Genomic DNA, 21580 nt, shown 5'->3' with positions numbered 1-21580 from the left:
AGTCACTGGCAGCCATCACCATCTAATTTTCTATACTCGACGTCTAGCGTCTAACTTACTAAGAACAAATTGTGTGGTAACGCCAGTGAAACGGCCACTTTTATTCACGACATCCAGTGCCAAAAAAATCCGCGACCTATGCTTCACAACCTATTTTAGAATAAATCAAAAATAGGTGAAGACTATCTCCGTCGAGATTAATCTTCACCTTTAATGTTAGTAAGTTTTATTCAGTTACTTAGTGATAATTGAGATGCGATTGCGATTATAAAAATTGATATATCAACCAATGGCTGCTTGGACTTCAATTAATGTTTGGTATGCATTCAAATCAATATCCTTATTTTTAAGTATAAGTCGACTTAACTTGATACAAATAATAATTCATCTAAATCAAATATCTCAACACATTTTTGGGTATGCCGTTTAATTAGACCTCTCTCTTCCAATGATGAGAACTTACGGCTTATTGTCTCTGGAGTTGTCCCCAGGTAAGTAGCCAAATCTTTTTTTGACATGGGTAAAGTCACATAAGTATGGTTTTTTTCATCTTCAACATTTTCTGATAGAAAATCAATAATTCGAGCTTCAACAGGTTCAATACTGACTTGCACAGTTTGTTTTTCTGATAACTGTAGCCGTTTTGTAATATCCGATAATATTCGTCGCATGATTTCTGGATAGAGATCTAAATATTGATCTAAATCCTTTTTATGAATCCTACAAATACTTGTTTCCGATATTGCTTCAGCATAATTCGAATGATAACCTTCAGTCTGTAAAACAGCAACTTCCCCCATAAAATCACCCGGATGTAGGATACGTATGGTTTGCTCACGACCAGACTCACTTAGGCTATAAATACGTACACGTCCATTGTTTATGATATATAATGTGTCATCTTTATCACCAAACCTAAATAATAGCTCGTTCTTTACGTATTGTACTTCATTCGCTGATTGAGCAATTAGATGCATTTGTTCATCATTGAGATGATTGAAAATCGGCACTAAACGTATACAATCTACATGACTATGATGATTATGGTATGCCATACCGTTTTCCTCCTAATTAATCGTTATCTATATAGTCATCGTCTTCTAAGGCATCCTTATTAATAAATGATTGAAGTTTCCAAATATTTACGTCTAAATAAGCTTTATAACTAATTAGTGAATCTTCTAAAGCATCATTTCCTTCTTCTTGTGCTAAGCGAATTGCACGAATAGTAAATTCACGATTAGATCTAAAATCTTCTACTATCTGTAGGACCATCTCATCAGCAGTGTAATATTTTTCCGAAGAATCTTCAGAAATCGTTGTAAATTCTTGAAATTCAGTAGTTGTTGATGCTGGCTTAAATCCTGAAGCTAGTAAACGTTCTGCAATTTTATCAAACCATGCCTCATTCTCGTTATATAAATTTTCAAAAACATTATGCAATGCATAGAAATTTTTGCCTTTTACATACCAATGATATTGATGCAATTTTACATGTAATGTATGAATATTAGCAAGTATATGATCTGTAACAGCTGCAGAATTAATCTTAGTATGATGAATGTGTTCTTTATATGCTTGTTCGGCAGCTAATTTTTCTTGCCTTTCATTTACCGTTGTCATTTTATGCACCTTCCTTTACTTTTGAACTAATTACTGGGTATCCTAAGTCTTCAATTGCTTTTTCAATTGTATTCAAATTGACCTGATTTTCATCAAAATCCACTTTTACCTTACTCGCATTGAAAAGTACTTTTACAGAATCTTTTTTTACACCAGCAGTCTGTTTTAAACCACGTTCGATTTTTTGTAAACATGATGGACAAGTTAATGTTTCTAATTTTAATGTTGCTTTAGTCATATCTATCACTCCTTTAAATAAATTATATAGGCCATTCTTTTTAAGATACTTGATATAGATCAATTATCTTAATTGATAACCTCTTAATCTCATTGCATTTAAAATAACTACTAAAATACTGGCCTCATGAACCAACATCCCAATTGACATAGACATCCATTCACTAAATATTAAACTAACCAATAGTATTATCACGACGCCAACAGCAATCAGAATATTTTGTCGCATATTCGCATATGTTCCTTTTGCTAGGCCTAAAGCATGAGGAAGGCGGTTAAAGTTAGAATTCATTAAAACAATATCTGAACTTTCAATTGCGACATCTGTTCCATTCCCCATAGCTATACCTACCTCTGCAGTAGCCAGAGAGGGACTGTCATTAACGCCGTCACCGATAAAAACAACTATTTCACCTGAGTCCTGTCGTCTTTTTAGAAATGCTTGCTTGTCCTCTGGTAGCATATCACCATGGGCTTCGGTTAAACCTAATTCCTTTTTAACTGAATTAACTGTACCTTGGTTATCACCTGATAATACAATGAGATTTTTAATACCAAGTGATTTTAATTTTTGTAAGTCCTGCTTAACACCTGGTCGAACTTTGTCGCGGATACCCATTAACATGATTAACTTATGATCAACTGCCGTTAATACAATTGAATTACCGGTTCTTTCTAATTTATTCAATTTTTTAAGAACATCATCTGATAGCGGTATACCTTCTTGTTTCATTAAGGTTTTATTTCCTACTGAAACAACGTGCCCATCTACGTGAGCAATTACGCCCCCACCTTTTACAACCTGTGTATTTTCTATAGGCCTTACTTTATATTGTGCTAATTTATTTACAATAGCGACAGCTAATGGATGATCAGACTCACTTTCAACTGAAAGCAATAGAGATAAATCCTCCTCCTGATTATTTCCATAATGAATAATATCGCTCACTTCAGGCTTTCCTTCAGTTAAGGTACCTGTTTTATCGAATAACACTGTATCTGCATTGGCAAAATGACTAATCACTTCAGAACCTTTAAATAAAATACCATTTTTTGCGCCATTTCCTATCCCCGCAACATTTGAAACAGGTACACCAATTACCAAGGCTCCTGGGCAACCAAGTACTAATACAGTAATCGCAAGTTCTGTATCTTTGGTTAATACCCAAACTAACAGTCCAATTGTAAGTACTGCAGGTGTATACCAGCGAGAAAACTGGTCAATAAATCGTTCTGCTTCTGATTTAGAATCTTGTGCCTCTTCTACCAACTCAATAATTTTTCCAAATGTAGAATCTTCCCCTACTCTATCAGTCACTATTTGAATAGTACCATTGTCCATAATAGTACCGGCAAATACTTCATCGTCTTTTTCTTTCTTTAAAGGTAAAGATTCACCTGTGATATTAGCCTCATTTACATATCCTTTTCCAGTAGTTACCCTACCATCTACGGGAATCTTGGTACCAGTCTTTACTAGGAGAATATCCCCTTCTTCTACTTCATCAATATCTACTTCTGCAAATTGTCCCCCTGTCAATTGCTTAAAAGCAGTTTCTGGAGCCATTTCCGTCAACTCTTTAATAGCTGATCGTGTTTGGTTAAGTGTTCGTTGTTCTAAATATGATCCAAATAAAAATAAAAAAGTAACAATTGCTGATTCTTCATAATTTTGAATAAAGAGAGCACCAATGACCGCTATCGTTACTAAAACATCAATACTTACTACTTTTACTTTCATAGCCTGATAAGCCTGTAAAGAAATGGGGGTAGCGCCTAATATCGAAGCTATAATAAAAGCACTATTAAAAATTATTGTATTGGCAAAAATAAAGTGTGAAATTAGTCCTAAGGCAATGAGTAAGCCAGTGATACTCATAATTTTATTTTTATATTTAAGAATATTATGTTGCATATGATTTCTCCCTTAATTTTAGTTCAACTAAAGTGTATTAACTTTTGGGAGATATAAACTTGACGTCCATCAAGTTTATGAAATAGTTCTAAATAAGTAAAAATATTAGGGTGCTCTTATACTAAAAAAACTCCTATACTTGATTATCTCGGATTATGCCCTAAAAATAAATCAGTCCGGATTTTCAGTATACGAGCACATTTCTTAAATTTGATACATAAACTAATAAATAAAATAATAACAAAGCAGCGTCAGGAAAACAAATTCTTTTAAAATATGAGCAATAGATATTTAACAATGTTGCTTTATAATATAGATTTACTACTAAAAAGGCGAAAAATAACTCGATAGAGATATTTTTCACCTTTTTAGTAAGGTTATTAACTTTTGATAAATTAATTATTGATGCGATCCAAAGCTGCCTGTGCCAAAAGATTTAGATAATTGAATGGGCGATCAAACCAAGGCTGAAAAAGCATATCCACAAAGGATAAGTCAGTTAGTGTCATATTTTTTTGTATAGCTATGGATGCTGCATTGGCAGACTGTGATATGTCGTATCTACTCTGAAGCTGAATTCCTAAAATCCTTTCAGTTGAGCATTCCCAAGTAATACTCATTAAAATAGGTTCTGTTGAAGACATAAATTCTGGTCGAAAATTATCGATCATTGTTATAGAATCCGCATCAATTCCTAATTCTTTAGCATGTAAAGCCGTTAAACCTGAAGATGCCATATTTAAGTCGTACAATTTCAAACCAGAGGTTGACTGGGTTCCCATGTACTTTATTTTAGGCTCCATTAAATTATATCCAATAAGTGTTCCTTGCCTAACTGCATTAGTAGCTAAAGGAATATATGCATTATCTCCAGTGGGATTATAATGAACAGCCACAGAATCACCTGCAGCCATGATGTTAGAGTCACTAGTATTCATGTAATCATCAACAATTAACGCGCCATTTGGGGTTGTTTGTAGCTGTCCATCAAATAAACTAGTATTAGGCTTAAATCCAACCGACATTATCACTAAATCAGCTAGATATTGGTTTGAATCTGTTGTTACAGCTAATCCTTCACCAGTGTCTTTAAAACTTTTAACAAATTCACCTGTTCTGATTCTGACACCTTTTGATTTGAATAGTTCTTCAACATTATTAGTGAATTTTTCGTCAAAATATTTATTTAAGATACTGGGTTGGTTATCAATCAGTGTTACCTCTTTGCCGTTCGAGTTAAATGCTTCCACTAATTCTGTTCCAATATACCCTCCACCAACAACAATAACTCTTCTTGTGTTTTTATCATTGGCTAGTTTGATTAACTTCTTCGCATGTTCATAATTTTTTGATAATACAATACGTGAATCATCAATACCAGGAATATTTGGGATGATTGGCCATGAACCTGTAGTGGCAATTAACTTATCATAACCTACAGAATATGTTTCACTCGTTTTTAGATTTTTAACCATAATCTTTTTGCTATTAGCATCAACCGAAGTTACTTCGTGTTCCATGTGAATAACAGCACCAATTTCTTGTAGCTCATGAGGTGAAGAATAAAATAAGTCATTTACATTTTTAACCTCACCCTGAACAGTTAGTGCAATGCCACACGATAGAAAAGAAACATTATCGTTTCTATCAAATACTTCAACTTCAACATCTTTGTTATGCTTAATTATTGACTTTATAGCTGCTGTACCTGCGTGTGTTGAGCCTATAACTACTACTTTCATACTGTCCTCCATTTTAGTGATACAATTTACAATATCTATATTATATAATTACTGACAAAAAAAAAAAAGACCTTGGTCAATAAAGGGTGAAACATGTCACATAACAATTTTTCTTGTATACAAAAAATTCCAGTATTTCAAACATTATCAGATAATATCATTACTGAATTGGTAAAAATATCGACTCATAAAAAACAATATGAATCAGGAAGCTATATATATCAACCTGATGATGACTTATCTGGATTATTTATTGTGGACTCTGGACAAGTGGATATCATTTCAGTCAGTTCGGACGGTCGTGAGCTTGTTTTGTATACATTAACAGACGGACAGTTCAACTATGACACTTCAATTTTTAATAAAAATAAACATCGGTATTTTGCAAAAGTCATAAAAAAATCACAAATTTGTATTATTAGACAAACGGATTTTCAAAATCTCTTATGTATGTATCCTGATCTAGCAATTAAGATGTTAAATGCATATGGTGATCGCTTAATAGAAATGGAAAGTTCGTTTATAAGTGGACAATTTATGAATTCTTCCCATAGGTTAATGGACTATTTGACTAATCTATCTGAAAGAAACGGCAGCGAAACTTTTGTACTTGACTCGTCAAAGAAAGATCTCGCTCTAATACTAAACATATCGCCCGCAACTTTAAGCAGATTATTTCGGAAATTAAGTGAACAAAACTTAATAAGCATTGAAAATAAAACAATAACTATTCTATAGTGTAAAATAGTTATTTACTGTACAGCAATTCACGATGTATATACAAACAGATTAATGTAATTTTGATTATGGTAGATTGCAAGAATTAACCGAACACTGCAAACTGCTGAAAAACCTTTCGTGGTGATTGCCAATTGAGTGTTTTCATTGGTCTTGCATTAATCCAATGATTAATTTGATCTAATTCTTTGGCGCTAACCGTCTCAATTTTTCGCTCCTTTGGTATGAATCGCCGAACGTATCGGTTTAATATCTCATTACTCCCACGTTCTTCTGGTGAGTATGGGTGTGCAAAGTAAACTGGAATGCCTAGTTTTTGCTCGATTTCATCATATTTTGCAAACTCTCGTCCTCGATCAACAGTGATTGACTTAGCATTCTCGATCCCTTGAAAAAAATGAATTAATACTGGTGTCACTGCCTGACTATTGCGACCACTAACTTGCCTCACAATATGTTGCCGGCTTAATCTTTCTGTGATTGTGACAAGCACTTCACCACGTTTCTTACCCGATTGCATCGTATCAACTTCAAAGTGACCAAAATCCTGCCGTGCTTGAACACTTTTGGGTCTTGATTCAATTGAACGGCCGTGAACAAATACTTGACGTCTGCCATCAGACTGACGTTTTTGACGAATACCTTTGTCAGGTAAATCAGCTAATGACAGTTTGAGTCGGCCAGCATTGAGCCAATTATAAATCGTTTTGAAAGGTAACCCTAAAACATGAGCAGCAGTTTCTGGTGACCACTTTAAAATGCCAATGTGCTCATTCAAAAAGACAGCGATAGCTGGTGTTAGCGTGTCATGACGACCACGTAGATGACGTTTTTTCAATGCCAATGCATGAGCAATATCAGCTTTATAGGGCGTGACTTGATGAATTTCAATCGAAACGGTTGAAGGAGAGCGTTTAATAAAGCGCGCAATGGCACGAATCGAATAATTCAATTCCAGAAAAGTTTGAATGACAGTACGTTCTTGAGATGATAAACTAGTCATGAGTCGCAGTTCCTTTATGGTTGTTTTGGACAATTACCATTAAAGGCGCTGCGGCTTTTTTATTCAAGTGTTCGGTTTAATTTTACAATCTACCCTATGCTGTTTCAGAATGTTTTATGCACTGTTGTTTGGCCGATAGAATTAACTAAAAATTCTTGATTTAACGATGTTTGATTTCATATTTAGGTCTGTAGACCAATTAAGGTTAACATAACATGTCTTACCCAGAGTAGCCGTTATAGCAACCGCTATCGCCAATTGTGAAATCAGCCTTGTGAATTTTGATCCCCCTGTCCTTTTCCGACAGTTCACAAACTCGCTTTTACCCTTTTTTCACAATCTATACCAATTTTTTTAATGATTGTTTTTCACAGTTTCAATACTGGATCGAATAATCTTTTTTTCGCTTACAGGCAGATTGTTGATGTATTCTTCTACAATATCATTTATTACTTCATAAATTTTTTTACTTTGCAATGTAGCAATTGTGCTTATAGCAGTATGTGTGTTTAATGGTAGTCTGATTGATTTTGGTAGATCCTTGCTTGTCAATTTCTTTTGAGGAAGCTTCAATAAATCTTCTGGCATAGTACGGTTAGTATCTTCAGAAAGTTCAGGAATAATATTTTCTGGGCGCTCTGTCTTCTTTTTTCGAAATGAATTTAATCCAATATTGTCCGTCATTATTCATGCTCCTTATTTTTTTCGAATATAGTTATGCGTTCAAGTGTTTCCGCTATGAGTTCGCTGTAAATTGCGTGTATACGTTTGTCGTGAATATCTTTGGTATTATCAGTTATTCCTGTTCTATCAAATCTTTTTAATCTATTCATTTGTTTAATATGAGTCTTGAAAATATTGTTATCACCAAAACTCTCGGTGGCGTCTTGTAAAACATCCAGGTCAAGTTCAGATCCGTTTTGTTGTAGTACGGGAAGTATACCCAGAAGGTCTATATCCAAGTTATAGTCGTCTTGTAACGCTAACAGATGTTCTATATATTTTTCAGCACCCTTTAAAGCTCGTTCTTGTGTTTGTAGTATAACAATCACAAAATCACTTGCCACAAGTGCATTGTCAGTGAATTTGTTAAGCTGTGGTGGAATATCTAAAAATACAAAGTCATACTCATTTTTTATTTTGCTGATGAAATTTGTTAAATGATGGTCTTGTGAGTAATCATCAGAAAAGTTATCATACAAAAATCGTTCATAGTTTTGTAGATCAGAATATGACGGTAATAAGTCGAGGTTATCTTTTACATTTATTAATGCCTCTTTTGGATTGTTGTTTTTGATAGATTCAAAAAGTGTCTCTTTAAAATCTGGTTTTTTCTTGTAAATATTAGTCATTGTTGTTAACAATAAGTCCGTTGCATTAGCTTGAGGATCTAAGTCAATGAGTAATACTTTTTTGTCCATTTTAGATAACGTATAAGATAGCATGACGGAATTTGTTGTCTTCCCTACACCACCCTTAAAGTTTCCAGTTGTAATAACTTTAGTCATTTTTAACCTCTTTATAAAATTATAAAAGTATAAGAATATAAAGTTATAATAGTATAAATTTGGAAATTCATAAATATATAATCTTATACTTCTAGTGTTCAATCTATTGATGAATAAGCAATATAAATTATTTATAAATATATAATATCATAACTTTATAATATTAGCAAAATATAATAATATAACTTTATAAAATAATAACTTTATAAAATAGTATTAAACTCTATAACTTTATAAAACTATTGACATAGTGATGTTTGATACGTTATATTATGTGCATAAACATAAATAAAATTTATTATAAAAAGAAAAGCCACCAAGGACGGCAATCCTTGATAGCTACATACATCTTTTTTAGTTGATCAATGTAGCTCTATTATACAATATAACCTTTGTGTTGTAAATGTGGGTGATTTCAAAAAGAGTGAAACCAAACACTTTAAGGGGTATGGTTGATATGACAGGTAGGGGGTAGTTGTGTTTCTTGCAACTCGGTAGATCCAAAATGCTGTATCAGGTATACGAAAAAATAGACAAGTGCCATTTTCCCAGACACTACTGTACAAAAATATGTGGGTGCTACACAAACAAGCCATACTGGGCGTGTAGTAGGGTGAGAGCGACCATTAACGGCTCGGCAGGTAAAACGGTGTTTAAGGACACAGAGCTTGTATTTAAGCTGTATCGTGACAAAGAGAATAAGTATAGTGATACAGCGCCAATAAGGGCGTTTTTTTATTGGTTCAATGACTAAGTAATTGATTAAAGCAAGTGGGTAAAACCAAAGCTTGTATGGATAAAGTGACGGACGACTGAACGATCGGTCAAGTGTTTGTTTGATTAAAGTTTTTTTCTTCCTAAAAACAAGGGAAAAACTATTTTCAGCTCTAAACTTCCCTCACTCTCAATCAAGCATTTGTGACTTGCTTGTGTCAACAATTTCTTGTAGTTTTCTCTATTGGTTTTGATTTAAAGACATTAAAAAAAGCCACAATGATAATAATAACCACGGGCGATCTCAACTGTTGTGTTGGCGGTTGGCTGTTGCGCGGTTTCCGTGTCTGGTGGCAGATTTTATTTGATATTGAATTGATAGTTTTTATAAATATAGTTGGCGATTGTTTGCTGTGAGTAAATAAAAATATTTTTTACCTGTTTTTCTTCTTCAATGACCTGTTTAGCTGTTTGAAAGTAGAATAAGTTAAATAATCGGATTCGCATAGCTTGGCTACTAATGCCAAAATATTTACATAAATAATTAAAAGGCTTTCTTTCGTTTAGTAATGATTGAATGGCTTTTTTGTTTGCTAATAACATACCAGCTATATTATTGGCTTCTTTTTCAAAGATTTGGTCTTCTTCGGTATAATCGTTTTCTTGCATTAAAGAAGGATATGTTTGATTATTTTTGTGAAGTAAGAAGTGCCCAATTTCGTGCATGATTGTAAAGTGTTGTCGGGTTTCTGTACATTCATTGTTGTAACAGATCATGGCCATACGATTATCTTTCAAAGTTAATCCATAAATGCCATAGGTATCTGCGATGATCGTACTAAATTCATTTTTATTGAGTGGGACGAGAACAATTTTATGGTTGTCTTCTAAATAGTTTGATATATGCCACCATTTCAGGTCTTGTGGATCACAATTATTTTCTGTTGCTACCGTTTCAATTAATTGGTTTGCCTGATTTTCAAGTTCGGTATATTTTTCTATCTCGTCAGTATTCATTTAGTTATCTTTTCCCTGATCGTCTAACTTTTTCTCTTCTTCTTGTAATCGCTTAAATGCGAAGTCTCGTAACAGTGTGAGTTCTTTTTTGAAGTCTTCTCGTTTTTCTTCTGGTACATTTTTCATGTCAATACGAAAATAAACATCAATTGGCGTTGAATCATCAGTTCGTCCTAAAAGATAGTCCGTTGAGGTATTTAAAACGGTTGCAACTGTTTCTAAATTTTTGGTATTAGGAGCAATATTTTTCCAAGAATATATACTTCTAGTGCCCAGTTTAGCTTCTTTTTCTATGTCTGATAGTGTTTTTCCTTGTTCTTTTGCCAGTTGTTTAACTCTATCTAATAAGTTATATTCCTCTGTCATTATTGGTTCCCTTAAATTGTTTATTGTTTTAAAATCGTAAATTAACGAAAAATATTTTTAAAAATTGTTGACATTCAAAAATATACGAATATAATAGTATTTGTAAGTTAGTTGATAAAAAAAGCCCGTGCAATTGGGCGACATTTAATTTTATCCATTTGAGTTAATTTTTTATCTTCTATCCTTATGAGAGAATAAAAAAAGGTGCGCAAGGCACCAGACGAAGTTATAAAAACTGAATATACAGTCATTTAGATAACAATTATATTCATTTTTACAATTACCTCTAGACAAGATAATTGTATGTGAGATATTAAAATAATGCAAGTTTTTTGTGCTTATTATTTTGTTATGCTACCTGGCGAGTAGTCATGGGGTCGAGCTTTCATATCTAGCTCGTGATGATTAACTGCGTTATGTCAATTAATCATTAACTACTGAAATCAAACCCGTAGCGGTGTCAAAGGCGCGCAGAGTGTGGGGGAGTTAAACGTCAAGTGGCGTTTGGCAGAACACAAATTGTAGATGTAAAGAATGCCAGGATCACTTATTGAAAGTGTGAGCGTTCGCAATGATTGGTTATAATCCATTTTAGTTTATCGCTGGTCTTGTTAGAAATAGATATGAATTGATAAGTTAAGTTGTTTTTTAGGTTTTTTTTACAATTTAACTTATTGTTGATGAATTATAATTTTTTTATAAATTACGTTCTTTTTAACTAATTTAGTTGATCAGGGCGTTTTATTGTAGGGTGGTGGTTATGGACGAATATCCTGATGTGTTTACATTAGATGATGGGGGTCTATTAACAACCGACATTGAACTAATTAAGTGGTTCGAGGAAAAAGATAATCAAATTTTGAAAGGTTTGATTAAACCTGAAAATTATATCCCACTTAGTGAGTATGAACAAACGTATCATGAAAGGCGGTTTAAACGTTATTATGACTAATGATGAGGGCAAGACGAAAATATTCTTGCGTGGTGATTTTGAAAAGCCTTTAACGGCAGATGAACATGCGGAATTGTTAGCTGATTTAAAGCCATTGGCTGGTAAGTATGAGTTCCATGTGTCGGTTGAGACTAAAATTTAATGGTTTGTTGCTAAGAACATTTTGATTATTTGATCTAGAGTGTTCTTTTTATTTTGATTAAGAAAGCGAGTTTTTATTTTTATGAGTAAAATGTTGAAGTTGTTGCCTGAAAAGGGTAACTTGAAGTTTTTGTATTTAGGCACACCTGATAATGGGCGACCACAGTTTTTGATTGAAGGGTCTGACGCTGATGCCTTGACTGTTACACCAGTTGGTAAGTTGCCAGAGGGATTGAAGCCAAAAGATGTTGTGAAGTTTGAAAATATGACGCTAGATTTGGTGCCAATTGGTGGTTCACGGACTAAGGTTTCTGGTTTGACTGCTGTTATTAAGAAAGAGAATGAAACAGTAGCGACTACTTGGGCGAATGAGTCAGCCCGTACTATGGTTGTGGTTAAGGGTGAGTATTTCCCTGTTGTTGATACAGATTTCTTTACGGGTTCATTTATGTATGGTGCCACTCGTGATGTCTTTGAAACTTTGACGTATCAGGAACAACAAGATCGTGGATCCCGTGTTGGTGATTTGATTGCTAAAGATGTGCGTGTGAGTGATGAAAATGGTAAGGCATTAACAGTTCGTGTTCCTGTGGGCGTATTCCCAGAGGGTGCCTTTAAGCCATTTGATAAGGTTGAATTTGAAAATTTGGTTGTGTCATTATTTGACGGTTCAACCAATGATGATCCAGATCAAGATGTTTTGTTCTTCTCTGCTAGTGGTATTTCAAAGGCAACTGTTGATAATAAGCCACAAACAACTGTTAAGCCTGCTGAAGCCAAAACTAAGTAATGGCAAGAAAGGGGTTAATCAATGAGTCAGTTATTTCCCCGTGGTTTCCGTGTTCGTTATTGGCATAGGCATTTAAGACGTGATGTTTTTATTGCAATTGGTCTTGTGCCAGTGGTCGTATTTTTGATCACGATTGTTTTTCGGTTACTTGCTATCATGCCACCTAGTAAAGGGTTAGTCAGTTTTATAAAAGCATTGGTCACACAAGTGGATTGGTTAGCTTTCGTCAATAGTTTGTTACCAGGTCTTTATTTAACTTTGATTGCTATGGTTGTCTTAGTGCTTGGTGCAAGTTATTGGTATTGGAAGACTTATCAATTTCAAGGTTTTTGGGCGACTGTTTTTCGTTTAGAACGCTTATCTAATTGGTTAATTGCTAATCAATATTATTTGGTCAAGGAAGTTGATGAAAAAGAACACCGTTTGAGTTTCAATTTAAGTGGTGAGAAAGGTGGTTGGCATTGGTAAAACAAAAAATTAAGCTGCCAAAGGTTAGCTTAAAAAATAATGGTAAGGTTGGTTTTTCAATCTATTTGCCAATGGACGGACAAAAGTATCAGGATCGTTTTCGTGATCGCCGTATTTCACAACCTATGTCGGCTATGTTGTTTGCGGACGGTGTGGGGACGAACGATATTTTTGGTTTTAAGTCATTTGACTTTATTTCTAATCCGTTGGGATTACGCTTAGGATTATCTGACATGACCATAACAGATCATACGATTGAAATTATGAAAGGGGTGGTTTGGGATTATGAAAAATATCCCCAGGCACTTATTTCTGGTGATACGGGTTCTGGTAAATCATTCTTTTTGTTTAGTTTGCTGAATGGTCTGATTAAAAGTGGTGCGATTGTTGATGTTGCAGATCCTAAAGAGACTGATTTATCAGTGCTTGGCAAAACAGCGTCCCTAAAATATCGTGTGACTTATGGTCGTGATCGTATTCTAAAATCATTTTATCGTTTTTATTTGGAAATGATTAAGCGTGGTCGTGAATATCATGATCTATTGAATGATAATTTAGAAGAAAATGTTGGCAACTATCGTAAGTATGGCTTGAAACCACATTTTTTTGTTTTTGATGAATTTGGTGCGTTTGTTTCTGGTTTGAAATATAACGAAAGTGAAGCGATCCAACAAATTTTGGGACAAATTACGATGTTAGGTCGTCAATTAGGTTACTTTGTAGCGATTGCTATGCAGAAACCAACGGCTGATATGATTGGGAGTGCGTCTCGTGATCAATTCCAGTTCCGTGTGGCACTTGGTAAGATGAAATCTAGTGGACTATCTATGATGTTCCCTGATGATGTTGACGAAGTGCAGTTTAAGGAACTCTCAAAGAATTTAAAGGGGTGGGGTTATTTAGCTATGACACCAGGGCAAGCCAGATCATTTTTTGCGCCTGTTATTCCTAAAGACTTTGTGCCTTTTAAATATTTTGATGAATTAGGTCAGCAATATCCAGCCGTTCCAGTTGAGCCAATGGGTGAGATTAAGGATTTTTTGGATAGTAAAAGCGCTAAATATGTAGAATTGAACTTTTAGTTAGTCCCTATTAGTTATTTGGCAGGTCTAATTTGATTTAGTGATTGTAGGCAGTCGGGGTGCATGAGGCGTTAAGTAAAGCACTTACGGCACGTTAACCCTTTTCAGCCATGGAACAGCTCTGCTGTGGAAAAGGAAGCGCCCAGCTCTGCTGGTGCGCGACTGGTGGCGTTAGAAAAGGGGATTACGTGCCGTTGTGTCTTTGTAGCCGATTGTGCGCTGAATAACGTACAATCATTTGATCAAATTCGCCAACCCCCCAAATTACTAATAGGGGGGGTAAATTTCCAAAAAAGCCAACAGGCAACAAGCCCTCATTCTTACGGGGCGTTGATTTACAGCGATTTAAAACCAGTGTGTAAATTTGATTTTAAATTAAAAAATGATGTTAAAAAATCGTTTTAATATTAAATTTACTTAATAAAAATAGAAATGAGGTTATTAAAACGGAATTTGTTATATCAATATCTTGGTATTCTACCAAATGAATTATATGGCACAGCGCATAATACAGGTTATGCGTTTTTATTTGGTCATTTTCTTGACGAACATGTCATTGATACGCGGGTATATCAAGTTGCAGGTGATAAGTTACCCCCAGCGCTTGCATTGGGGACTATCGTGGATCCAGAACAGGTTTACCAGAAAGGAGAGGGTGATTGGTACATGACGTTTGCTACAAAGTCTGTTGATGAAAAAATGGATCGTATGCAGATTTGGGACGTTGTTTACAAACAAGTAAAACATGTCAGAGAAATATTTTAAGTTAGATTATGAAGTCACTAGAGGAATTGATTTAGTGGCGTTTCGTAAAGAGTTAGACTTATCGCAAGTTCAAATGGCTTTGTTTCTTAATGTTTCACGGTCAACTTACATCAAAAAAATTGAACGTAGTGATGAGGTGATTGCCAGATTATTAAATGCAGATCAACGGCATACGCTAAGCGTGTTGTTAAATGCAGCTGGTATGAGTTTATGGCTGGATTATTTAAGTATTTCGTTTAAAATGCGTACTGCGGAATGGCTAGTCAAAACGCTTTTACAGTCAGGATATGATTTATTTATTCAACGTGACGGTGGACGTTTTGGTTATTCAATTACCTACGCTTTTGCAGGTCAAGCCTTTATCACAGTGTACGGCAAAAAAGACGCGCCAGAAAGTTTGATCACGGTATCAGGTCAAGGAATACGAATTTTGGAAAATATGCTCATGCAACAAGATAGAAATATTTTTGATTTTCTAAGCCTTGCTTTGGATAACGGTGGTCATGTGACACGAATTGATTATGCTTTTAACGATATGGAACGAATTTTCAATATTTTTGATCTCTACAAGATTGTTGAAGCTAAGCGCTACACACAAAAATTTAGAAGTGAGCCAACCTTTATCGGTAATGGTCAATCAGGTGGTGCAACCATGTATTTTGGTTCGCGCAGTGGTCAAGTTTTCTTTCGTTTTTATGAAAAAGACAAGGAACAGGCGACCAAAAGACATATTCCACATGAAGAAATTGGCATAAAAAATCGTTATGAAATTGAATTAAAGCAGGATCGTGCACAAACACTAGCCCAGCACCTTGTCGAAAAACGTAAAGTCGGACCCGAATTATTTGCCTACTTTCAAGAATACGTTAGATTCTATGATGTGTCCGTTGATAAAATGGCGCAGAAAGAGATTGATAAGTTACAGCAATGGGCGCCCTGGCGTGCCTTTTTGCAACAGGCTAGTGTGGTTGAGTATGTTGCTCAACCAGTCGATTTATCTATGGCGCGTTCGCTTGATTGGTTTATTACACAAGTTGCACCAACGTTAAAAGCCTTGATCCTATATTTTGGTCAAGAAACGATAGATGAAATTATTGATGACGCAGAATTAAGTCCGCGTCAAAAGAAATTATTGTCAGTTGCCGAAAAGGTCAACTTACCTTTTTAAAAGTTAAAAATTGGAGGACACACAGATGTCAGAACAAGGAACACAATTCAAAAAAGCACTTAGCGCTACTGCAACCGAAGTCGCTAACTTTAAGGCATTGTCAAAAATCGAAGACGGTAATTTGTATGCTGCTGTTAACAAGGCTAAGGAAATCATGGAAAATGATCCAAAGTGGAGTGATTTAATCGGTGATGACTTAGCGAGTTTACGTCGTAACTTGGCTGTGTTGAACAAACAATACAAGTCATTGCCAAAGGTGGCGGACAACGTCATCAATTTAGCAGAAGAAATTACGCAAAAAGTAGATCGGTTTGGGGGTATGTAAAATTTGTGTTTGATAAGTTAAAGTCAATCAAAAAGGGTTATGTCAAGTCTCGTGATAAGCCAGACCAATCATTGCCTTATGCCAAAGTCCAAAAACGGGGCAAATGGATTAGGCGTTTTGTTAAAATTGCCCTGGTTTTAGTTGGTTTGAGTGGTGCAATTGCTTTTATAAAAGCTAGTAATGTGAGTCAAACTAATCATAAGCTCATTGCTAAGATGAAAACGTATGATGACCAGCTAGAAAAGGCTAGTATGGGACAAAGTGTTTATTCACCTAGTCTTAATCGTTATGCGCAAGGTTTTTTTCAAACCTATTTCACGCAGTCAGATAATGATGATGATAAGCAAAAACGTTTGAAAACCTTAAAAAAGTATTTTGCCACTAATATCAGTAGCACAATTTATGACAATCAGGACTCACAAAAAGAGACGTATGTGGGATCCAGATTATTAAATACGTTTACCAAAAATGACGTGAAGATTGCACAGTATCAAGTTGGCTATACGGTTGGCAACGATAAAAATACAATTATTCGCGTTTTTAATTTGCCTTTTGCTCAAAAAGCAGGGCAGTACACTGTTTTGGCGTTACCTTATGCTACGACCGAACAAGATATTGTCGGACATGTTGGCAAGATTGATCAAGATGATACCAATAATGCCACGTTGGCAAGCAGTGATAAAGTTCAAGCCTTTGTCAAAGCCTTTAGTGAGAAGTATGTGAGTTCAAAAGCTAGTGATATGTCTTTAATCATGAAAGAGCCAGAGGGACTAGAGGGACAATACGCCGTTAAGAGTATTGATCAAGTCAACGTTTCAGGTTCTAAGGACAACATGAACATTAAATACTTGTTGACACTAACCGATACAGAGACAAAGCTGGAACATTCAGAACAGCTTACTTTGACCGTTTCGCCAAAGGGATCAACTTATTATGTGGTTAGGATGATCCATACACAAGGCGGTCTATTAAATTAAGAGGAGGTTATGATGAAAGCAATCGTAACAAATTTTATGTTTCAAATTCCCACGGGATCCATTAGCTTTACGGGTCTTCAATCAGAAGTAGCTGGTTGGGTATCAGCGTTTATTGCAATGGGTATTATGTATTTGGTTGTCAGACACTTTATTAAAGGCTCAATTGGTCAAATAATAGTCAGCCTTGCTGTTGGTGGTTTGGTCTACTTCGTTGTTAAAAGTCCAGATACTGTCCTTAATTCTATTGGTGGTATCTTTAAAAATATATTTGGTTAATATGGCAGAAGTTTATAACTATCAAAAGGCGTTGAAACAAGATATTGTCATTCGCAAAATTTCAGATGAATATAGCTTACCTGTTGGGATTAGTTTGAAACCAGCCATTATATTTTTTGCTTCAGTCGTTGTTATTTATCTTATTTTTCACGTGCCATTGCAAGCTTTTTATCATGCTAACTCTGACTTAGGTAAATTAGTTTATGTGGGCGCATATATTGCCATGCCTGTTGGGATTGTCTCTTTATCAAACAGAGTTAAGCCTGACGGCTTAGGATTAGTGCAGTATGCCATTTCAATTGCGACATTTGGTATTAAAAGAATACTTAATCGATCGGTTTATTATCATGATCGTGTCTTGCCAACTGGTTATTTTGAAGTGAGTCACATGGCAGATACACCAATTATTGTTGAAAAATCTAAAAGTCGTGATTGACGTTAAAAATCAGAAAGGATAAGCGCAAAAATTAGTGCTTTTTATTTACAACAAATTATGGAAATTTCAAAGACGTACAAGTTATACAAATCAGGTAAGTTGTGGGTAATCGCAGCTGTTGCGGTAGCTGGAGTAGCTGTGAGTGCTAATACCACACAAGTCAATGCTGACAAAGTTTCAAACACGGACGCACAAGCCGTGAAAACGACTGATACAGTACAAGATGATAAGCAAGCGCAATTGACTGCTTCATCAACTGATCAGACTAAAACTGATGATACGGCTAAGGCTGATAACGTTTCATTAACGGCTGAAAAAAGCACTGTACCAACAACTGATACTAGTACAGCACAACCAATACAAGCCACTTCTACTGTATTGCCACAAGTAAAAGCAGTCGCCTTAACGTCTAGTGTTGATCCAGTGGCAAGTGCGACATCATCAAGTGATGATTTTGGCGATAATGATGATAGCAATTTGCCAGGTGGTGACACAGGTTCAAGTTCATCATCAGACAATGGTGGAACGAGTTCATCAGATGATAATAGTGGTACTGATACGCCAAAACCAACACCAGGTGATGATGACGATAATGGTTCAACATTGCCAGATGATAATGTTGGAACGAGTTCATCAAGTGATAATGGTGGTTCATCATCAGGTAACGTTGGATCAAATTCATCATCAGACAATGGTGGTTCAAATTCATCAAGTGATCAAGGTGGCTCATCAAATAATGGTGTGACAGATAACTCAAATGCTGGTGGATCAAGTTCATCAAACGATACCAACACAGTACCTTTGACACCGACAACACCTGATAAGAATGATAATGGTGAAACTAATCATGTGAAACCAGTTGAAGTCACACCCGATAGCTCTGGTAATGTTGTTTCAGTCCCAACACAAGTCGCTAGTGTGCCTAGTGTCGCCCGTGCTGTTGAAGCCTATAATCAAGTGCTAACAGCTAATGGTAAGGACGCTAACAATGACAAGGTTGTTGACGCTAAGCAAAATCTAGATGACGCTGTTGCCAAAGCCCTACCAGAAACACATGCAACGCAAGCAAAATCGTCAATTGGCATTTTAAGTGCTGTATCAGGCGTTTTGGCAATGACAGGCGCATTGATATTCAAACGTTTTAGAAATTGATGAGTTCGCACCTAAAGGGGGTGTTTTTTTTATGATTAAGTTTAGTGAAATTAAAATATTTGTTGGCGCTGTGAATGTACCGTCTCTTGGTCAATGGTTTACCTTACCTGTGTCACCTAGCCGGGTAACACAAGTTTTAACTGAAAAAGGCGCGATTAGATCAGATACTGGTAACGAAGAAATCATGATCAGTGATTATGAAGCACCATTTAAAATAGATCCTTATGAGTCGATTGTTAAGCTAAATAACATGGTCGAGAGTGCCAAAAGAGCTGTTGAAAATGGTGTTGATGAAAAAACTCTAGCTGATTTATATGATCAAGGGTTAGTTTTACTTGACAACACAATTGATAATCAAGTTGAGAATTTAGTGATTATTAAGGCAGAAGATGAAGATGACTTAGCCAACGAAGTGATCGCAAGGCGTGGTGGTGTTGGTCAACTATCCAATGATGAGATTGAGACCTATTTTGACTTTAAGAAGTACGGACATGATCTGATTTTGGGTGGTGATTTCACAAAGCTACCTCATGGCGATTATGTAGGGTTGTAGTGTTAGTTGCGGAATTTAAAGCGATTTATAATGCTTATCTCTATGACCTTAATGTCACTGATATTAAGTGGACGTATCTCAAAACTACCCTTGAATTACGCTATTTTGATGCGAACGGTTTAATTCAAATCAGGTGGCGCATTAAGAATGGTTTTGTGTTGGAAGATACAAAAAAAGTGATTGTGTATTAAAAAAGACCACTGATGATGAGGTCAGTGGTCAATATTGGGTAGGGAAAGTTAGCAATGATATTTTGTAAAACACAAGGAGAGCACCTTACCCAACAGAAAGAATTATACACCTAATATAGAAAAATTATTATCCACAAAAAAACCACTGTTGATGCGACAACAGTGGCAGCGTTAATTAGGTTGTCAGTAATTGAAAACGTCATATATTCACATAAAAGGATAATTTCAGAGATTTTTGAGCGTTGCTGACAAACTTAACTAACTGATTTATATTATAACGCTATTGTCAATTGAAGATACTACAAAGCTTTGACTTTGTAGGTACATAACAAATAAAAAAATAAGGAGACATCAATGAAACTAGCAGTACCATTTAAAGCCGTGAAAGATAATATTTTATTAACCCAGGACAATGAAGCCTGGGCATATTTCAATATTGAAGCACTAAGTATTTCAGATAATGATGAGGCCGGTATTTCCAAACGACAAACACAATTGAGTCTGTTATTTGATCGGCTTGCTGATTTTGAAGATTTTGAATTGCGTCTTTATAATCGTGATTTGGATTTGGTTAATCGTTATAAAGAATTGCAACCCTCTTTAGCAACCGATATGGGTGAGACACCTGTTCAAATGATTGTAGATGAAATTAGTGCAATCACTGCTACTGGTGTGTCACAGACAATTGAACGTTTTGTTTTGGGTATCAAATTACATAATCAAAATTCTGGTAAAGTGATTAAACAAGCCACTAATGCTATGAATAACTTTGTAGATGAGTTGGCTGGTTGGTTTAATTATGAAAAGCCATTTGACGAAAAACTGTTTGATGATTTTAGAGCTAGTGAAAAACAGGCTTATGAAAAAGTTGGCTATTTGGATCATACCAGGCGTTTGACCACTGATGAATTAGTTCATTTAATGCGTAATAACTTTATCCAGGGACAGCTCCATGATTTTAGAAAAGTCGGACAAGAACGTGATATTTTCAAATTAAGTGATACTGTGATTGATGACGGGGCAGTGAGTGGCTACGTTAAATTGGTTAATGATGATAATGTGCGTTATGTTGCCAAATTAGTGTTATCGACAACGCCAGAAAACATCACAGGCTTTCATTTATTCCGACTAGTACAAAATATGAGTTATCCAATCGACATCAATTTGAAAGCACATTATTATAAGTCAGAGGGTATCTATGGCTTAGCAACTCGTGCTAGTCAATCGTTAAAGACAGCTAGTAATAATGTTGAAGAACGTTATCAGGCAGAGGGATTTTCTTCTAGTAAAGATGATAAAACGATTGAAATTGCGGAAGTGCTAAACGATCATATTTCAGAAAAGAAAAACTTCTTTTCCACCTTAGTCACGTTTACGGTATCAGCGGAAGATATTGAAACCCTACATGATCGTGTTGCTAATTTAATAGAATCATTTAGGA

Annotated in this window: 26 protein-coding genes and 1 pseudogene; 17 read left to right on the top strand and 10 right to left on the bottom strand. The window is 35.3% G+C overall.

The features are described 5' to 3' along the window. Positions 1-362: 362 nt before the first annotated feature. The 5 genes from BMG01_RS08270 to BMG01_RS08250 all read right to left on the bottom strand — a co-directional run bounded on the left by BMG01_RS08270 (position 363) and on the right by BMG01_RS08250 (position 5517). Complete coding sequence (locus BMG01_RS08270; RefSeq protein ID WP_004909688.1) at positions 363-1055, bottom strand: Crp/Fnr family transcriptional regulator; 693 nt, start codon at positions 1053-1055, stop codon at positions 363-365. A 16-nt stretch (positions 1056-1071) separates the two neighbouring features. Then, on the bottom strand, positions 1072-1623 hold the full coding sequence (locus BMG01_RS08265; protein ID WP_004909686.1) for a DNA starvation/stationary phase protection protein: 552 nt from the start codon (positions 1621-1623) through the stop codon (positions 1072-1074). A 1-nt stretch (position 1624) separates the two neighbouring features. Further along, positions 1625-1861, bottom strand: a complete 237-nt coding sequence (locus BMG01_RS08260) for a heavy-metal-associated domain-containing protein (protein WP_004909683.1) — start codon at positions 1859-1861, stop codon at positions 1625-1627. Positions 1862-1924: 63 nt separating this feature from the next. Continuing rightward, positions 1925-3775 (bottom strand): heavy metal translocating P-type ATPase, encoded by a 1851-nt coding sequence (locus BMG01_RS08255; RefSeq protein WP_036068616.1) that lies wholly within the window; start codon positions 3773-3775, stop codon positions 1925-1927. A 395-nt stretch (positions 3776-4170) separates the two neighbouring features. Beyond that, positions 4171-5517 carry an FAD-dependent oxidoreductase gene (locus BMG01_RS08250; RefSeq protein ID WP_036068127.1) on the bottom strand — a complete coding sequence of 449 codons (1347 nt, stop codon included), beginning with the start codon at positions 5515-5517 and terminating at the stop codon, positions 4171-4173. Between the two features lie 93 nt (positions 5518-5610). Between BMG01_RS08250 and BMG01_RS08245 the strand changes: the two genes are divergently transcribed. Beyond that, the gene (locus tag BMG01_RS08245) at positions 5611-6255 is read left to right on the top strand and encodes a Crp/Fnr family transcriptional regulator (RefSeq protein WP_036068125.1); all 645 of its coding nucleotides are present in this window, start codon (positions 5611-5613) and stop codon (positions 6253-6255) included. A gap of 85 nt (positions 6256-6340) precedes the next feature. Here BMG01_RS08245 and BMG01_RS08240 read toward each other — a convergent pair whose 3' ends face one another. The 5 genes from BMG01_RS08240 to BMG01_RS08220 all read right to left on the bottom strand — a co-directional run bounded on the left by BMG01_RS08240 (position 6341) and on the right by BMG01_RS08220 (position 10863). After that, positions 6341-7258, bottom strand: a complete 918-nt coding sequence (locus BMG01_RS08240) for an IS30 family transposase (RefSeq protein ID WP_036068122.1) — start codon at positions 7256-7258, stop codon at positions 6341-6343. Between the two features lie 354 nt (positions 7259-7612). Next, positions 7613-7942 (bottom strand): hypothetical protein, encoded by a 330-nt coding sequence (locus tag BMG01_RS08235; protein ID WP_004913374.1) that lies wholly within the window; start codon positions 7940-7942, stop codon positions 7613-7615. Then, positions 7942-8766 (bottom strand): ParA family protein, encoded by an 825-nt coding sequence (locus tag BMG01_RS08230; RefSeq protein WP_036068120.1) that lies wholly within the window; start codon positions 8764-8766, stop codon positions 7942-7944. Before BMG01_RS08230 ends, BMG01_RS08235 begins: the two co-directional genes overlap by 1 nt. Before the next feature lie 1074 nt (positions 8767-9840). After that, entirely contained in the window at positions 9841-10497 is a 657-nt protein-coding gene (locus BMG01_RS08225; protein ID WP_051586143.1) for an ImmA/IrrE family metallo-endopeptidase, read from the bottom strand. Beyond that, complete coding sequence (locus BMG01_RS08220) at positions 10498-10863, bottom strand: helix-turn-helix transcriptional regulator (protein ID WP_036068117.1); 366 nt, start codon at positions 10861-10863, stop codon at positions 10498-10500. A 760-nt stretch (positions 10864-11623) separates the two neighbouring features. Here BMG01_RS08220 and BMG01_RS08215 point away from each other — a divergent pair. From BMG01_RS08215 to BMG01_RS08145, 16 genes and pseudogenes are all read left to right on the top strand, one after another. Next, complete coding sequence (locus tag BMG01_RS08215) at positions 11624-11815, top strand: hypothetical protein (protein WP_036068116.1); 192 nt, start codon at positions 11624-11626, stop codon at positions 11813-11815. Beyond that, positions 11808-11957 (top strand): hypothetical protein, encoded by a 150-nt coding sequence (locus BMG01_RS11345; RefSeq protein WP_190323705.1) that lies wholly within the window; start codon positions 11808-11810, stop codon positions 11955-11957. The genes BMG01_RS08215 and BMG01_RS11345 overlap by 8 nt, the downstream gene beginning before the upstream one ends. 81 nt (positions 11958-12038) lie before the next feature. Beyond that, positions 12039-12746, top strand: a complete 708-nt coding sequence (locus tag BMG01_RS08210) for a hypothetical protein (RefSeq protein ID WP_036068113.1) — start codon at positions 12039-12041, stop codon at positions 12744-12746. Positions 12747-12767: 21 nt separating this feature from the next. After that, a complete protein-coding gene (locus tag BMG01_RS08205) occupies positions 12768-13214 on the top strand; it encodes a hypothetical protein (protein WP_036068111.1) in 447 nt (148 codons plus the stop codon). After that, entirely contained in the window at positions 13208-14296 is a 1089-nt protein-coding gene (locus tag BMG01_RS08200; protein WP_036068109.1) for an ATPase, T2SS/T4P/T4SS family, read from the top strand. Before BMG01_RS08205 ends, BMG01_RS08200 begins: the two co-directional genes overlap by 7 nt. A 126-nt stretch (positions 14297-14422) precedes the next feature. Next, entirely contained in the window at positions 14423-14701 is a 279-nt protein-coding gene (locus BMG01_RS08195; protein ID WP_036068107.1) for a hypothetical protein, read from the top strand. A gap of 48 nt (positions 14702-14749) precedes the next feature. Beyond that, entirely contained in the window at positions 14750-15061 is a 312-nt protein-coding gene (locus tag BMG01_RS08190) for a hypothetical protein (RefSeq protein ID WP_036068104.1), read from the top strand. Beyond that, positions 15042-16229 (top strand): replication initiation factor domain-containing protein, encoded by a 1188-nt coding sequence (locus BMG01_RS08185; protein ID WP_036068101.1) that lies wholly within the window; start codon positions 15042-15044, stop codon positions 16227-16229. The genes BMG01_RS08190 and BMG01_RS08185 overlap by 20 nt, the downstream gene beginning before the upstream one ends. 25 nt (positions 16230-16254) lie before the next feature. After that, entirely contained in the window at positions 16255-16554 is a 300-nt protein-coding gene (locus BMG01_RS08180; RefSeq protein ID WP_010000722.1) for a hypothetical protein, read from the top strand. A 5-nt stretch (positions 16555-16559) separates the two neighbouring features. Continuing rightward, positions 16560-17531, top strand: coding sequence for a conjugal transfer protein (locus BMG01_RS08175; protein ID WP_036068095.1), 972 nt, complete (start codon positions 16560-16562; stop codon positions 17529-17531). A gap of 12 nt (positions 17532-17543) precedes the next feature. After that, positions 17544-17807: a TcpD family membrane protein gene (locus BMG01_RS08170; RefSeq protein WP_002816178.1), complete on the top strand. Its 264-nt coding sequence runs from the start codon at positions 17544-17546 to the stop codon at positions 17805-17807. A 1-nt stretch (position 17808) separates the two neighbouring features. Continuing rightward, entirely contained in the window at positions 17809-18243 is a 435-nt protein-coding gene (locus tag BMG01_RS08165; RefSeq protein WP_198493669.1) for a TcpE family conjugal transfer membrane protein, read from the top strand. 57 nt (positions 18244-18300) lie between these two features. Beyond that, entirely contained in the window at positions 18301-19395 is a 1095-nt protein-coding gene (gene uasX, locus BMG01_RS08160) for a serine-rich aggregation substance UasX (RefSeq protein ID WP_036068092.1), read from the top strand. 31 nt (positions 19396-19426) lie between these two features. Beyond that, the gene (locus BMG01_RS08155) at positions 19427-19948 is read left to right on the top strand and encodes an antirestriction protein ArdA (protein ID WP_036068091.1); all 522 of its coding nucleotides are present in this window, start codon (positions 19427-19429) and stop codon (positions 19946-19948) included. Continuing rightward, positions 19948-20139: a hypothetical protein gene (locus BMG01_RS08150; RefSeq protein ID WP_004903368.1), complete on the top strand. Its 192-nt coding sequence runs from the start codon at positions 19948-19950 to the stop codon at positions 20137-20139. Before BMG01_RS08155 ends, BMG01_RS08150 begins: the two co-directional genes overlap by 1 nt. Before the next feature lie 354 nt (positions 20140-20493). Beyond that, positions 20494-21580 (top strand): annotated as a pseudogene (locus BMG01_RS08145) (hypothetical protein); the annotation flags it as partial.

The sequence above is a fragment of the Leuconostoc sp. BM2 genome (assembly GCF_002095565.1).
Classification (GTDB): Bacteria; Bacillota; Bacilli; order Lactobacillales; family Lactobacillaceae; genus Leuconostoc; species Leuconostoc falkenbergense.
This window is presented reverse-complemented; position numbering and strand designations above follow the sequence as displayed.

Coding starts and splice junctions, on each gene's coding strand:
- BMG01_RS08245 (WP_036068125.1), top strand. CDS start 5,611: ATGTCACATAACAATTTTTCTTGTATACAAAAAATTCCAGTATTTCAA.
- BMG01_RS08260 (WP_004909683.1), bottom strand. CDS start 1,861: ATGACTAAAGCAACATTAAAATTAGAAACATTAACTTGTCCATCATGT.
- BMG01_RS08210 (WP_036068113.1), top strand. CDS start 12,039: ATGAGTAAAATGTTGAAGTTGTTGCCTGAAAAGGGTAACTTGAAGTTT.
- uasX (WP_036068092.1), top strand. CDS start 18,301: ATGGAAATTTCAAAGACGTACAAGTTATACAAATCAGGTAAGTTGTGG.
- BMG01_RS08230 (WP_036068120.1), bottom strand. CDS start 8,766: ATGACTAAAGTTATTACAACTGGAAACTTTAAGGGTGGTGTAGGGAAG.
- BMG01_RS08165 (WP_198493669.1), top strand. CDS start 17,809: ATGGCAGAAGTTTATAACTATCAAAAGGCGTTGAAACAAGATATTGTC.
- BMG01_RS11345 (WP_190323705.1), top strand. CDS start 11,808: ATGACTAATGATGAGGGCAAGACGAAAATATTCTTGCGTGGTGATTTT.
- BMG01_RS08225 (WP_051586143.1), bottom strand. CDS start 10,497: ATGAATACTGACGAGATAGAAAAATATACCGAACTTGAAAATCAGGCA.
- BMG01_RS08215 (WP_036068116.1), top strand. CDS start 11,624: ATGGACGAATATCCTGATGTGTTTACATTAGATGATGGGGGTCTATTA.
- BMG01_RS08155 (WP_036068091.1), top strand. CDS start 19,427: ATGATTAAGTTTAGTGAAATTAAAATATTTGTTGGCGCTGTGAATGTA.
- BMG01_RS08270 (WP_004909688.1), bottom strand. CDS start 1,055: ATGGCATACCATAATCATCATAGTCATGTAGATTGTATACGTTTAGTG.
- BMG01_RS08205 (WP_036068111.1), top strand. CDS start 12,768: ATGAGTCAGTTATTTCCCCGTGGTTTCCGTGTTCGTTATTGGCATAGG.
- BMG01_RS08235 (WP_004913374.1), bottom strand. CDS start 7,942: ATGACGGACAATATTGGATTAAATTCATTTCGAAAAAAGAAGACAGAG.
- BMG01_RS08220 (WP_036068117.1), bottom strand. CDS start 10,863: ATGACAGAGGAATATAACTTATTAGATAGAGTTAAACAACTGGCAAAA.
- BMG01_RS08170 (WP_002816178.1), top strand. CDS start 17,544: ATGAAAGCAATCGTAACAAATTTTATGTTTCAAATTCCCACGGGATCC.
- BMG01_RS08180 (WP_010000722.1), top strand. CDS start 16,255: ATGTCAGAACAAGGAACACAATTCAAAAAAGCACTTAGCGCTACTGCA.
- BMG01_RS08240 (WP_036068122.1), bottom strand. CDS start 7,258: ATGACTAGTTTATCATCTCAAGAACGTACTGTCATTCAAACTTTTCTG.
- BMG01_RS08250 (WP_036068127.1), bottom strand. CDS start 5,517: ATGAAAGTAGTAGTTATAGGCTCAACACACGCAGGTACAGCAGCTATA.
- BMG01_RS08255 (WP_036068616.1), bottom strand. CDS start 3,775: ATGCAACATAATATTCTTAAATATAAAAATAAAATTATGAGTATCACT.
- BMG01_RS08185 (WP_036068101.1), top strand. CDS start 15,042: ATGTCAGAGAAATATTTTAAGTTAGATTATGAAGTCACTAGAGGAATT.
- BMG01_RS08265 (WP_004909686.1), bottom strand. CDS start 1,623: ATGACAACGGTAAATGAAAGGCAAGAAAAATTAGCTGCCGAACAAGCA.